Consider the following 12,357-nt stretch of genomic DNA (forward strand, 5'->3'; position numbering starts at 1 on the left):
TCCTACCGTACGGGCGACAGCTCCGGGTCCTCGCGGAGCTTGCCCAGGGCGCGGGAGACGGCGCTCTTGACCGTGCCCACGGAGACACCGAGCACCTCGGCGGTCTGCGCCTCGCTCAGGTCCTCGTAGTACCGGAGGACGACCATCGCCCGCTGCCGGTCGGGGAGCTTCATCACCGCACGCCACATCGCGTCGTGCAGCACCTGCCGCTCCGCCGGGTCCGACTCCGCGACCCCGGTGGGCTCCGGCAGCTCCTCGCAGGCGAACTCGTCGACCTTGCGCTTGCGCCACTGCGACGTCCGGGTGTTGAGCAGCGCCCGGCGCACGTAACCGTCCAGGGCCCGGTGGTCCTCGATGCGCTCCCAGGCGACGAAGGTCTTGGCGAGCGCCGTCTGAAGCAGGTCCTCCGCGTCCGACGGGTTCGCGGTCAGCGAGCGAGCGGTGCGCAGGAGCACGGGCCCGCGGGCCCGCACGTACGAGGTGAACGAGGGGTACGCGGCATGCGGCGCCGCGGTGGTGGTGGTCGCGGTGCCGCCGTTCGCGGTGCCGTTCGCGGCGCCTTTCGCGGACCGGGGCGTGGGACGCGGGGCGGTACGGGTCGCCGTACGGGGCATGGAATGGGGCGCCGTACGGGGCGTGGGGCGGGTCGCGAGGCCGGCGGCGGAGCCGGGCGCGGGGCCGGTCTCGGGGCGTCCGGTGGCCGGGCGGCCGGCGACGGTCGAGGCGCCGGTGCAGACGGGGCCAGGGGGCGGCGGAGTCATGGCTCCACGCTATGAGCGGGCGGCCACCCCGGGGATCGGCCCCAGGTCCCGAACCGCACTCCCTCTCAGGTTGTAGGGGTAGGCCCTGCCGCACCTCCTGTAGGTGGAGCCGGGAGGCGCGGACCTCAGGGTCCCGAGGGGCCCCGGCGCCCCGCGCAGCTCCAGGGAGCCCCCGGGCAGCCCGCCGGGACGCCGCCGTTCGCAGCCCGCCGGGGCAGCCCGCGGGGCGTCAGGCGTCCGTGCCCAGGATCAGTCCGGAGGTGGGGACCCCGGTGCCCGCCGTGACCAGCGTCCGGGCCGCCCCGGGTATCTGGTTCACGGACGTGCCGCGCAGTTGCCGGACCGCCTCCGCGATCCCGTTCATCCCGTGCAGATACGCCTCACCCAACTGGCCCCCGTGGGTGTTCAGCGGCAGCGCGTCCGCCGCCACGAAGTCGGCCGCCTCGCCCGGCCCGCAGAAGCCGAACTCCTCCAGTTGCATCAGTACGAAGGGGGTGAAGTGGTCGTAGAGGATGCCCACGTCGATGTCCCCGGGCCCGAGCCCGGAGCTCCGCCACAACTGCCGGGCCACCACGCCCATCTCCGGCAGCCCGGTCAGCCCGTCCCGGTAGAAGCTGGTCATCGCCTCCTGGTTGCGTCCGGCGCCCTGGGCGGCGGCCACGATCACGGCGGGCGGGTGGCGCAGGTCGCGGGCGCGTTCGGCGGAGGTGACGACCACGGCCTGGCCGCCGTCGGTCTCCTGGCAGCAGTCGAGCAGCCGCAGCGGCTCGGCGATCCAGCGGGAGGCGGCGTGGTCGGCGAGGGTGATCGGCTTGCCGTGGAAGTACGCGGCGGGGTTGGTGGCCGCGTGGCGGCGGTCGGTGACGGCGACATGCCCGAAGGCGTCCGGGGTGAGCCCGTAGGTGTGGAGATAGCGCTGGGCGATCATGGCGACCCAGGAGGCCGGGGTGAGCAGCCCGAAGGGCAACTGCCAGCCGAGGGCCGCGCCCTCCGCGGAGGGCTCCCGGTGCTGCACGCCGGAGCCGAAGCGGCGACCGGATCGCTCGTTGAACGCCCGGTAGCAGACGACGACTTCCGCGACCCCGGCGGCGACGGCGAGGGCAGCCTGCTGGACGGTGGCACAGGCGGCGCCCCCGCCGTAGTGGACCCGGGAGAAGAAGGACAGCTCACCGATGCCGGCCGCTTGGGCGACGGTGATCTCGGGGCTGGTGTCCATGGTGAAGGTGACCAGGCCGTCGACATCGCCGGGGACGAGCCCGGCGTCGTCGAGCGCCGCCTGCACGGCCTCCACGGCGAGGGTGAGCTCGCTGCGGCCCGAGTCCTTGGAGAACTCGGTGGCGCCGATCCCGGCGATCGCCGCCCGGCCGCCGAGCGTGTCGCGGGTGCGGACGCTCATCGCTCGCCCTCCCCCGGCAGGTCGACGGTGACCGTGCCGGTCACGTGGTGGCCGAGGCCGTTGGCGCCGGTCACCCGCACCCGGACCGTGCGGCCGTCGACCTCCGCGACCGTTCCCGTCAACGTCATCGTGTCGCCCGGGTAGTTGGGCGCGCCGAGCCGGATGGCGACCTTGCGGAGGACGGCGGCCGGGCCGAGGCGGTCGGTGATGTAGCGGCCGACGAGACCGTTGGTGGTGAGGATGTTCATGAAGATGTCCGGTGAGCCCTTCTCCCGGGCCCGCTCGGCGTCGTGGTGCACGTCCTGGTAGTCGCGGGAGGCGACGGCTCCGGCGACGATCAGGGTGCGGGTGATGGGGATCGTGAGCGGCGCCAGCTCGTCCCCTGGCTTCACGGGCGTCATGGGGTCCATGAGCGTCATGGGATTCATAGGCTTCTGGGGGTTCATGGGATCCGTGGGGTCCACGGGGTGGTCCGTGGGGGCCGTGGGGTCCATGGACTGCGGCACGGGCTTCGTGGGTTTCACGCGGGCTGTCCTTTCGCGAGCAGGTCGCCCAGTTCGGCGAGGAGTTCGGTGCCGCAGCCCAGATACGCGTCGAGCTGCCGTCCCCAGAGGAAGTGCCGGTGGACGGGATGGTCCAGGTCGGCGCCCATGCCGCCGTGCAGGTGCTGCCCGGCGTGCACGACCCGCTTGCCCGCCTCGGAGGCCCACCAGGCTGCCGTCAGGGCGTGCTCGGCGCAGGGCAGTGCCCGGTCGTACCGCCAGGCGGCCTCGTAGGCGGTGAGCCGGATGGACTCCGTGTCCATGTAGGCGTCGGCGGCCCGAAGCTGGACCGCCTGGTTCGAGGACAGGGGGCGCCCGAACTGCTCACGCTCCGAGGTGTACGCGACCGCCCTGGCCAGCGAGCCGGCGCAGACCCCGGCCTGCAGCCCGGCGAAGGCGATCCGCGCGGCGGCCAGCACCTCCTCGTACGCCTCGGGCCCCGGGCCGCCGAGGGGCTCCGCCGGTGTCCCGTCGAGGACGAGCCGCCCCGCGGACCAGGGCGCCGTGAGCTCCACGGCCTCCACCGGCCCCGCGTCCTCCCTGCGCACCAGCCACAGGCGGCGCTCCTCGTCCGGCACGAGCACATGGGTGGCGTCCCGCAGCCAGGGCACCCACGCGACGGTGCCGGTCAGCCGCCCCCGTCCCCGCGCCCCGGCCCGTACCGCCGAGTCCGGCAGCGCCCCGTCCCCGCGCCCCGCCCGGGCGTCGGCCCCCGCCCGTACCGACGCGTCCCCGTCCCCCGCCCGGGCGTCGGCCCTCGCCAGGCCGCCGGCCCCCGCCCGTATCGCCGAGGCCCGGACCGCGGCCGCTCCCTCGGCGGCGGGGAAGGCGCCCGTCATCACCGTCGTGCCGTCGCGGAGCCCCGGCAGCAGCCGGGCGCGCTGCTCCTCCGTACCGTGCCGGGCGACGGCGAGGAGTCCGTACGCCATGCTCGCCGTGAACGGGACCTGCGCCGTCGTGCGCCCCTGCTCCTCCGCGAGCAGGACGAGGCCGAGCAGTCCGGTCTCCTCGACGGCCTCCGGCAGGCCCGCCGCGCACAGGGCCTTCCACAGCTCGGCATCCGTACCCGTGCCGGCGGCGGCGAGCCGCTCGTGCGTGGCGAGGTCGCCGAAGATGCGGGCGGCCAGTTCCCGGGCGGCCTGCTGCTCCTCCGTGGGCGTGAAGTCCATGTCAGTCGTCCTGCCCTTCCTGCCCTTCCGCCCGGAAGACGGGGAGTTCAAGGTCGTCGTCCACCCGGAGGAACTCCAGCCGGACCGGCATCCCGATCCGCACCTTGTCGTACGGCACCCCCACCACGTTGCTGACCATCCGCACGCCCTCGGCCAGCTCGATCAGCCCCACCGCGTAGGGCGGGTCGAAGGCCGGGAAGGGCGGGTGGTGCATCACCACGTACGAGTAGACGGTCCCCTCGCCGCTCGCCTCGACCGTGTCCCAACGGCGGGCCCCGCAGGCGTTGCATCCCGGCAGCCAGGGGAACCGGAGGGTCGCGCAGTCGCCGCACCGCTGGATCAGCAGCCGGTGCTCCGCCACGCCCTCCCAGAAGCCCGCGGTGTCGCGGTTGACGACGGGCCGCGGCCGCCTGGCCCGGGCGGGTGGGGTGGGTGCCGGGTCCGCGGCCGGTGCGGCGGGGCGGGCGGCCGGCGCGTATTTGAGGATGCGGAAGCGGTGCGTGCCGGCGAGCTCCCCGCCGGCCCGGACGTCCATGCGGGTGGTGACGAAGTGACCGGTGCCGAGCCTGGTGGTCTTGCGCGGCGACACGGACTCGATGACGGCGTCGAAGGTGATCGCGTCCCCGGGGCGCAGGGGCCGCAGATACTCCTGCTCGCAGTCGGTGGCGACGACCGAGGTGTACCCGGCGCCGTCGAGGAGGGCGGACAGCTCCTCGTACGCCCCCGAGCGGTCCATATGACCGGACAGGCCGCCCATCGTCCACGCCTGGAGCATGGTCGGCGGAGCGATCGCGTCCGGCCCCCGGTAGGCGGGGTTGGTGTCGCCCATGGCCTCGCACCAGTGCCGGATCATGGGCTCGTTGACGAGGTCCTTGCCCACGCCGGCGGTGACGGCGGCCTGGCCCTCGTACGCCTTCAGCCGCTCGTGGAGGAGATCCCGCTCCTCGGAGAGGCCGTGCTCCTGGGAGGGTCCGTGCTCCTCCGAAAGGCCCTGTTCTTTGGAGACGCCCGGCTCCGCGGAGAGGTCCCGCTCCTCCAGGTCCCGCTCCTCCAGGTCCCTCCGTGCCAGCCGCCCCCTCTGTTCGCTCCACCCCCTCCCCTCCGTGGCGCTCATCGGCGCCTCCTCCCCTTCGGCCCCTTCGTCCCCTTCATCCCGAGCCGCATCGTCGCGACGATCTCGCGTTGCACCTCGCTCACCCCTCCCCCGAAGGTGTTGATCTGGGCGGCCCGGTTCATCCGCTCGAGCTCGCCGCCGTCGAACGCTCCCGGCGACCCCGCTCGGACCAGTCCGGCCCCGCCCGCGATCTCCTGACACATTCGGTACACCTCCACCGCCGATTCGGTTCCCGCGAACTTCACTCCGCTCGCGTCGCCGGGGGCCGGTCCACCCGCCCCCACATCCCCCACCAAACGCCAGTTGAGCAGGCGCGTTGCCGCCAGCCGTGCATGTGCCTCGGCGGCCCGGATCCGGATCCACGGCTCGTCAATCCGGCGCTTTCCCGTCACCGGATCGGGTGTACGGGCGTGGCGGAGGGCCGCCGCGTAGAAGTCCTCGGCCTGCATGCCGATCGCGGCGAGCGCGACCCGCTCGTGGTTGAGCTGGCTGGTGATGAGCCCCCAGCCGCCGTTCTCCTCCCCGACCAGGTTCCCGGCGGGGACGCGGATCCCGTCGTAGTAGGTCGCGGTGGTGGTGAGCCCGCCGACGGTCTCGATCGGGGTCCAGGAGAAGCCCGGCGCGTCGGTGGGGACGAGGACGATGGAGATGCCCCGGTGCGGGGGCGCGTCGGGGTCGGTGCGGCAGGCCAGCCAGATCCAGTCGGCGTTCTGCGCGTTGGAGGTGAAGATCTTCTGCCCGTCGACGACCCAGGAGTCGCCGTCGCGCACCGCCCGGGTGCGGAGGGAGGCGAGGTCCGTACCGGCCTCGGGCTCGCTGTAGCCGATGGCGAAGACGGCCTCACCGGCGAGGATGCGGGGCAGGAAGTACGCCTTCTGCTCGTCGGTGCCGTACGTCATCAGGGTCGGGCCGACGGTGTTGAGGGTGACCATGGAGATCGGTGCGCCGGCGCGGTATGCCTCGTCGAAGAAGATGAACTGCTCGTCGGCCCCGCGACCCCGGCCCCCGTACGCCTCCGGCCAGCCGAGCCCCAGCATGCCGTCGCCGCCGATGCGGCGCAGCAGCGCCCGCTGGGCGGCGGCGTCGGTGGCGGGCGGCGGTCCGTCGGGCATCAGGGCACGGAAGTACGCGCGGAGCTCGGCGCGCAGGTACAGGTGCCGTTCGGTCGGGGCGAGGTGCACGGCGACGCCTCCCGTCGTGGCTTCTTCCACCCGTACAAGGTTTCTGACTGTCCGTCAGGTACGGGAGACCTGTCAAGGTCGCTGCACGTCGCCGGGATCGGCCGCACCAAGGGAAGGTTCGCCGCGGAGACGGGCGCGGCCTGCGCGGCGGCGAGGAGCAGGGCAGCGACGAAGAACCACCACCCCCTTCCTTTACTCGAACTTGTGTACGAAAATGAATCCATGGCCGCTTCTGCCCGGCAGACCGCCGCCCTGAACCACGCCCTGGCCCTCGCCCACGCCCTGGCCGCGGCGGAGCGCGGGCTCCCCGTCATTCCGCTGTCCCGCAGCAAACTGCCGGCCCTGCGCTCCCCGCACCGGGGTGAACGCCGCCATGTGCCCTGTCGCGGGGAATGCGGTCTGCCGGGCCACGGTGTCCACGACGCGACGACCGACCCGTCCGCCGTACGAGCCCTCTTCGCGGCGGCCCCTTGGGCCTCGGGTTACGGGATCGCGTGCGGGCGGGCGCCGCACCGGCTCATCGGCGTGGACCTCGACGTCCGGGAGGCCGACGACGAGACGCCGGACGGTACGGATGGGGTGGCCGCGCTCCGGGATCTGGCCCGGCGGCACGGGTTCACCGTCCCGCCGACGGTCACCGTCCTCACGCCCGGCGGCGGCCGGCACCTGTGGCTGACCGGCCCGCCCGACGTCGTGGTGCCCAACTCGGCGGGCCGCCTCGCCCCGGGCGTCGACATCCGGGGCTGCGGCGGCTACCTGGTCGGCCCCGGCTCGATCACCTCGCGCGGCACGTACCGTCTGGCCGCGGGCTCGGCCGACCTCGCCCCCGCGCCGTGCCCGCCCGCGCTCCTCACCCTCGTCGCCCCGCCCCCGCCGCCGCCTCCCCCGGCCCCGGACCACCCCTCTCCACCGGGCCCGGCCGCCGCCGAGGGCCTGATCCGCTTCGTCCTCGCCTCCCCGCACGGCCAGCGCAACACCCGCCTCTTCTGGGCCGCCTGCCGCGCCTACGAGAACGGCGCCCCAGCCCCTCTCCTCGCCGCCCTCACCACCGCGGCGCTCACGACGGGCCTCCCGGAACCCGAGGTCCACGCCACCCTGGCCTCCGCAGCCACGATCACCTCCCGCCCGCCACCGCCGGGCCTCCCGGCCTGACCGGCCCGGGCCTGGACGAGGCGGGCACGGCGAGACGGGCACGACGGCGGCGGGGGCGGGGGCGGGGACAACGGTGACGCGGCCGCCCTGGCGAATCAGTCGCCGGAGCAGCCCCAGAAATAAATCTCTTCGGCCCGCCCCCGGTCGTCATGGAGCACGGCACACCGCCCGTACCAACGCCACTGGTCGAACTCCTCGAACCGTGGCACATCCGCCCGCGTGAGCTTCCTCGTCCCCAGGACCCGCAGCGCCTCCTCCTCGGTCACCTGCTTCATCGCGCCGTAGTCAGGCTCCTCGTCCTGCGCGATGATCCGGAAGATGTCGAGGATCGAGTGCGTCCCGGCCTGCTGCACGATCTCGTTCTCCCACAGCTCCTCCTCGGTCTCGGGCCACGGCAGCCGCTCCTCCTCCGGCCGCCAGTCGCCGCCCGGGGCCCAGTAGTAGTCCCGCTCCTCGAAGACCTTCCGCCGCAGCGCGCCGAACGCTCCGCCGAGATCCTCCTGATACGGCACCGAGTAGTCCCACCCCGACGCGCCCACGTGCATCCCTCCCCTCCCCGCACCGCAGTGCTGGATGGACCGGACGCTAGCAACGGCCACTGACAACCACCCCGGAGTCCGGTCACACAGCACGGCATCAGGGCGATTCGGCGGCGGTTTCCTCATGGTCGCTCGTCGCCGCACGGGGTTCCGAGGCCCGGCGCAGGGTCGTTACGAGGCGGTACAGGAAGCGGACGGTCATGGCGAGCGCCAAGAGAGTGGACAGCCCGAAGAAGACCAAGAAGGCCGTATCGGCAATGTCCGTGTTGTGCCGGTGAGGGGCGGCCTTGAACCCCAGCAACAGCCAGCACCCCCACCCCACGGCGAGTGCCTTAGCTTCGTTCTTCACGCCCCATCCCCCTCCTGCGGCTGAGCTGACAAGTTGTGCCACGCGTGACCGCATCCGCCGGCGCAGTGCAACTCCCGCCTACGGGTATCGGCGATGCTGAAGAGGGCAACGAGCAGGCGGAATGACTTCGTGAGTTCATAAGCCGGAAGGCTTTCCATCCCGAAGCGCCACTTCATGAGCATCACCGCAGGCGTGTGAGTGGGACGAATGCCAGAGCGCGCGATGCTCTCAGGCACATCGTCCTCTCTCGCGCGAGCCTGACCGCAGAACAGCACCAGAGTGTGCAAGACCTTGCGCTGCTCATCTTCCGGCAAGCCCTCGAACCATTCGACACCCTCAGCCATGGGGCTGCGCCCCTGTGCGAGTTCGTTCAGGATCACCTCGTGGGCGTACAACACAGCCCCCCCTTCCCGTGATCAGGCCGACGGTACCGCCACGACCACCCGCGAGCAGCACGTTTCCGCGCGTTCTGCGTGCCTCTTCCGCGCCCGACCGGACAGGGAACAACCGGGAAAACCAGACGATCGAAGCGATCGGCCAAGCAGACGGCCCCTGACCGTCGTTCCTGGTCAGGGGCCGTTCGTTCGTGCGGTGGGTGTGGGATTTGAACCCACGGAGACATCGCTGCCTCGACGGTTTTCAAGACCGTTCCCTTAGGCCGCTCGGGCAACCCACCCACGCCCCGCCTCACCGGCGCGGAGCGGCTACAGCCTACCGGCTGGACGGCTCGGGCAGGGCAGCGCGACCGGAGGCCGGCCACGGGGCGTCGGCGTCTGTTCGGAGACGACGACCGGTCGGCGTGCCGCTTCGTCGAAAGCCGCCCTGCGAGGGCTGAACCGCTGCCATCATGTCGATCCGTCCACTCGGGGAGGGGGAGGGACCTATCGATGGGACGACAGGATGACGCGGATGCGCTCGACGCCGAGCTGATGAGGCGTCGCTTGCCGCCTTCCGCCGTCGAGGCGGTGGCGAGCTGGTTGGCCGGGCCCGGGGCGCGTTACGTGGCGGGCGTCGGCGGCCACTCCGTGACGTACGTGCCCGCGCACTGGACCGGGGTGGAACCGTGGCCCGCTCGACTCGCGGGGCAGAAGCATGCCCAGGTCATGGCGATCAGCCGGTCCCAGGTCGTCGACGCCGTACGGGACGCGGTCGGGCGCGAGGCATGGTCCGAGGCGCTCGTCGCGCCGTATGTGTGGGGGCAGGGAAGGGCGGGATACGGGCCGCACCGGCTCAAGAAGATCTTGGCGGCCTCGCACGTCGGCGACGCGGTGGCCGAGGCACGCGCGGCCCTTCGCGAGAAGGGAGCGGTCGCCGGATACCGCGCACTGTACGGAGCGGTGAGCGGCCTCGGCCCGGCCTTCTTCACCAAGCTGCTCTACTTCCTCGACTCCCTCCACTTCCTCGACCTCACGGCCGGTGATCCGCGCTCACCCCGTGCGCTGATCCTGGACCGGCGCGTCGCCCGTGTCGTGCGCGCCCATGCCCAGCGGGTCGGGCGGGACATGGGGCTGGACTCCGCCGCCGACGTGGCGGGCTGGGTCTGGTCGGACGGTGGCTGGACACCTCATCGCTACGAGACGTACATGGGGTGGATGGCCGCGGCCACACAGCAGTTGAGGGAGGCGGGCATCGGGTGGCCGCCCGAGGCGCAAGCGGACCTGCTGGAGCTGGCCTTGTTCGACGGCGTGTGGGATCCCGCCGCCTGACGCCCGGAGCGGGGCGCCGGCGACAGGTGCGTGTCGGCGTCAGTTGTCGCCCGTGCGTTCGCCGAGGGTGACGGTGGTGGTGGCGGTCTTGCCGGCGCGTTCGTAGGTGATCTTGACGGTGTCGCCGGGCTTGTGGGTCCAGATCTCGCTGATCAGGGTCGGGCCGCTGTCGATCTGGCGGTCGCCGAAGCCGGTGATGACGTCGCCCGGCTGCAGGCCGGCCTTGGCCGCGGGGCCGTTCGGGGCGATGGCGGGGGTGCCACCGGAGCCCTGGTCGGCGATGGTGGCGCCCTCGCCCTTGTCCTGCATGTTCACCGTGGCGCCGATGACCGGGTAGACGGGCTTGCCCGTCTTGATGAGCTGCTCGGCGACGTTCTTGGCCTGGTTGACCGGGATGGCGAAGCCGAGGCCGATGGAGCCGGCCTGGGACTGGCCGAAGCCGCTGCCCGCCGACTGGATCGCGGAGTTGATGCCGATCACCGCGCCGCGCGCGTCGAGCAGCGGGCCGCCGGAGTTGCCCGGGTTGATCGAGGCGTCGGTCTGCAGGGCGCTCATGTACGAGTTCTTGCCGCCGGAGCCGTCGCCGGAGGCCACCGGGCGGTTCTTGGCGCTGATGATGCCGGTGGTGACCGTGTTCGACAGGCCGAAGGGCGCGCCGATCGCGATGGTGGAGTCGCCGACGGCGACCTTGTCGGAGTCGCCCAGGGGCAGCGGCGCGAGGTTCGACGGGGCGTTCTTCAGCTTCAGTACGGCGACGTCGTAGCCCTCGGCGCGGCCGATGACCTCCGCGTCGTACGCCTTGCCGTTGGAGAAGGTCACGGAGAGCGTGCCGCCCTCCGCCGCCGACGCCACCACGTGGTTGTTGGTGACGATGTGGCCTTCCTTGTCGTAGACGAAGCCGGTGCCCGTGCCGCCCTCGCCCTCCACGGCTCCGGACTTGGCCTGGATGGTGACGACGCTGGGCAGGGCCTTGGCCGCGACGGCGGCGACGGTGCCCGGGTCGCGCTTGAAGGAGGCCGGGGAGTCGCCCACGGAGACCGTGGTCGAACTGGTCGTGCCGCCGTCCCGCTCGGACGCCGCCCAGTAGCCGACGCCGCCGCCGACACCGCCGGCGACCAGGGCCGCGACGAGGACGGCCGCCACCAGGCCGCCGCCGCGCTTGCGCGGCGCCTCGGGGGCGGCCGGCGCGGCCCAGGCCGGCGTCACGGGCGGGGCGGGCGGCCAGCCGCCGGCCGAGGCGGGAGCCGGGCCCGCCGGGGCGGGGGTCGGGGCAGGGGCGGGCACCGGCTCCTGGACCGCCGTCACCGGTTCGGCGGCGGGCTCGGCCGCCGGGGGAGTCGGAGGCGTGGGGGGCGTGGGGGGCGTGGGAGGGGTGGACGGGGTGCTCCGGTCCGCCGGAACCGCCGCGCCCTCGTTCTCGGTGCTCACAGCTCTCTCCTCGTTCACTGGCCACGTCCACTCGTCGCACGGTCGCTGCAGTCAGCTTTTCCCACAGCGCGTCAGGCCACTGTAAGCCGGAGCTGTGCGTCCGCACCCGATTGTTTACATAGGGCATAACGGGCGCCCGTACCATGACGCGGTGACCCACGCACCGCAGCAACCGAACCGCCTCCCCATCCAGGTGGTCGCCCACCGCGGAGCCTCCGAGGACGCCCCGGAACACACGCTGGCCGCCTACGTGAAGGCCATCGAGGACGGCGCCGACGCCCTGGAGTGCGACGTCCGGCTCACCGCCGACGGCCACCTCGTCTGCGTCCACGACCGCCGCGTCAACCGCACCTCCAACGGCCGCGGCGCCGTCTCCGCCCTCGAGCTCGCCGATCTCGCCGCGCTCGACTTCGGCACCTGGAAGGGACGCGAGGAGGCCGGCGAGGGCCCCGACTGGGGGGACCCCGGAGCCACCTCCGTCCTCACCCTCGAACGGCTCCTGGAGCTGGTCTCCGACGCCGGCCGCCGCATCGAGCTGGCCATCGAGACCAAACACCCCACCCGCTGGGCCGGGCAGGTCGAGGAGAAACTGCTCCAGTTGCTCGACCGCTTCGGGCTCGCCGCACCCGCCGCGCCCGAGGACTCCCCCGTACGCGTCATGAGCTTCTCGCCCCGCTCGCTCCACCGGATCGCGGTGGCCGCGCCGACCATGCCCACGGTCTCCCTCTCCCAGTTCGTCACCCCGCGGCTGCGCGAGGGACGGCTGCCGGCCGGGGCGCGGATCGCGGGACCGTCGATCCGGATCGTGCGCCACAACCCCGCCGTGATCCTGCGCCTGCAGAAGGCCGGTCACCCGGTGCACGTGTGGACCGTGGACGAGGCGGAGGACGTGGAGCTGTGCCGGCGGCTCGGCGTGGACGCGATCATCACGAACCGGCCGAAGCAGGTGCTGTCCCAGCTCGGCCGTCTCTAGCCCGGAGGCCCCTCGCCGCACCGCCGCACCGCCTCGTGCAGGCGCCA

Annotated in this window: 13 protein-coding genes and 1 tRNA gene; 3 read left to right on the forward strand and 11 right to left on the reverse strand. The window is 73.0% G+C overall.

The window, feature by feature from the left end; genetic code table 11:
- Positions 1 to 2 precede the first annotated feature (2 nt).
- From ABZ135_RS16865 to ABZ135_RS16890, 6 genes are all read right to left on the reverse strand, one after another.
- Positions 3 to 614, reverse strand: coding sequence for a SigE family RNA polymerase sigma factor (locus tag ABZ135_RS16865; protein ID WP_356696427.1), 612 nt, complete (start codon positions 612 to 614; stop codon positions 3 to 5).
- Positions 615 to 990: 376 nt separating this feature from the next.
- Positions 991 to 2,157, reverse strand: coding sequence for a lipid-transfer protein (locus ABZ135_RS16870; RefSeq protein ID WP_356696330.1), 1,167 nt, complete (start codon positions 2,155 to 2,157; stop codon positions 991 to 993).
- Positions 2,154 to 2,558, reverse strand: coding sequence for a MaoC family dehydratase (locus ABZ135_RS16875; protein ID WP_356696429.1), 405 nt, complete (start codon positions 2,556 to 2,558; stop codon positions 2,154 to 2,156). The genes ABZ135_RS16870 and ABZ135_RS16875 overlap by 4 nt, the downstream gene beginning before the upstream one ends.
- Before the next feature lie 119 nt (positions 2,559 to 2,677).
- A complete protein-coding gene (locus ABZ135_RS16880) occupies positions 2,678 to 3,868 on the reverse strand; it encodes an acyl-CoA dehydrogenase family protein (protein WP_356696332.1) in 1,191 nt (396 codons plus the stop codon).
- Position 3,869: 1 nt separating this feature from the next.
- Entirely contained in the window at positions 3,870 to 4,982 is a 1,113-nt protein-coding gene (locus tag ABZ135_RS16885; protein ID WP_356696334.1) for a bifunctional MaoC family dehydratase N-terminal/OB-fold nucleic acid binding domain-containing protein, read from the reverse strand.
- On the reverse strand, positions 4,979 to 6,163 hold the full coding sequence (locus ABZ135_RS16890) for an acyl-CoA dehydrogenase family protein (protein WP_356696431.1): 1,185 nt from the start codon (positions 6,161 to 6,163) through the stop codon (positions 4,979 to 4,981). The genes ABZ135_RS16885 and ABZ135_RS16890 overlap by 4 nt, the downstream gene beginning before the upstream one ends.
- A 222-nt stretch (positions 6,164 to 6,385) precedes the next feature.
- On the opposite strand from ABZ135_RS16890, the gene ABZ135_RS16895 reads away from it, so the two are divergent.
- Positions 6,386 to 7,315, forward strand: a complete 930-nt coding sequence (locus ABZ135_RS16895) for a bifunctional DNA primase/polymerase (RefSeq protein ID WP_356696336.1) — start codon at positions 6,386 to 6,388, stop codon at positions 7,313 to 7,315.
- Positions 7,316 to 7,410: 95 nt separating this feature from the next.
- Here the strand turns inward: ABZ135_RS16895 and ABZ135_RS16900 are convergent, their stop codons facing one another.
- The 4 genes from ABZ135_RS16900 to ABZ135_RS16915 all read right to left on the reverse strand — a co-directional run bounded on the left by ABZ135_RS16900 (position 7,411) and on the right by ABZ135_RS16915 (position 8,879).
- A complete protein-coding gene (locus tag ABZ135_RS16900) occupies positions 7,411 to 7,854 on the reverse strand; it encodes a hypothetical protein (RefSeq protein ID WP_356696338.1) in 444 nt (147 codons plus the stop codon).
- 97 nt (positions 7,855 to 7,951) lie between these two features.
- Complete coding sequence (locus ABZ135_RS16905; protein WP_356696340.1) at positions 7,952 to 8,203, reverse strand: hypothetical protein; 252 nt, start codon at positions 8,201 to 8,203, stop codon at positions 7,952 to 7,954.
- On the reverse strand, positions 8,200 to 8,601 hold the full coding sequence (locus ABZ135_RS16910) for a DUF5958 family protein (protein ID WP_356696342.1): 402 nt from the start codon (positions 8,599 to 8,601) through the stop codon (positions 8,200 to 8,202). Before ABZ135_RS16910 ends, ABZ135_RS16905 begins: the two co-directional genes overlap by 4 nt.
- Positions 8,602 to 8,792: 191 nt before the next feature.
- Positions 8,793 to 8,879, reverse strand: a tRNA-Ser gene (locus ABZ135_RS16915).
- Positions 8,880 to 9,090: 211 nt separating this feature from the next.
- On the opposite strand from ABZ135_RS16915, the gene ABZ135_RS16920 reads away from it, so the two are divergent.
- Positions 9,091 to 9,909 (forward strand): hypothetical protein, encoded by an 819-nt coding sequence (locus ABZ135_RS16920; protein WP_356696344.1) that lies wholly within the window; start codon positions 9,091 to 9,093, stop codon positions 9,907 to 9,909.
- A gap of 39 nt (positions 9,910 to 9,948) precedes the next feature.
- Here ABZ135_RS16920 and ABZ135_RS16925 read toward each other — a convergent pair whose 3' ends face one another.
- The gene (locus tag ABZ135_RS16925; RefSeq protein WP_356696346.1) at positions 9,949 to 11,337 is read right to left on the reverse strand and encodes a trypsin-like peptidase domain-containing protein; all 1,389 of its coding nucleotides are present in this window, start codon (positions 11,335 to 11,337) and stop codon (positions 9,949 to 9,951) included.
- Between the two features lie 151 nt (positions 11,338 to 11,488).
- Here ABZ135_RS16925 and ABZ135_RS16930 point away from each other — a divergent pair, with 151 nt between their 5' ends.
- Positions 11,489 to 12,310, forward strand: a complete 822-nt coding sequence (locus ABZ135_RS16930) for a glycerophosphodiester phosphodiesterase (RefSeq protein ID WP_356696348.1) — start codon at positions 11,489 to 11,491, stop codon at positions 12,308 to 12,310.
- The last annotated feature ends 47 nt before the right edge of the window (positions 12,311 to 12,357 follow it).

The sequence above is a fragment of the Streptomyces sp. NPDC006339 genome (assembly GCF_040612775.1).
Taxonomy (GTDB): Bacteria; Actinomycetota; Actinomycetes; order Streptomycetales; family Streptomycetaceae; genus Streptomyces.

Excerpts from the sequence above, each read along its gene's own strand:
- ABZ135_RS16885 (WP_356696334.1), bottom strand. The coding sequence starts at position 4,982 with ATGAGCGCCACGGAGGGGAGGGGGTGGAGCGAACAGAGGGGGCGGCTG.
- ABZ135_RS16865 (WP_356696427.1), bottom strand. The coding sequence starts at position 614 with ATGCCCCGTACGGCGACCCGTACCGCCCCGCGTCCCACGCCCCGGTCC.
- ABZ135_RS16875 (WP_356696429.1), bottom strand. The coding sequence starts at position 2,558 with ATGACGCCCGTGAAGCCAGGGGACGAGCTGGCGCCGCTCACGATCCCC.
- ABZ135_RS16880 (WP_356696332.1), bottom strand. The coding sequence starts at position 3,868 with ATGGACTTCACGCCCACGGAGGAGCAGCAGGCCGCCCGGGAACTGGCC.
- ABZ135_RS16895 (WP_356696336.1), top strand. The coding sequence starts at position 6,386 with ATGGCCGCTTCTGCCCGGCAGACCGCCGCCCTGAACCACGCCCTGGCC.
- ABZ135_RS16870 (WP_356696330.1), bottom strand. The coding sequence starts at position 2,157 with ATGAGCGTCCGCACCCGCGACACGCTCGGCGGCCGGGCGGCGATCGCC.
- ABZ135_RS16920 (WP_356696344.1), top strand. The coding sequence starts at position 9,091 with ATGGGACGACAGGATGACGCGGATGCGCTCGACGCCGAGCTGATGAGG.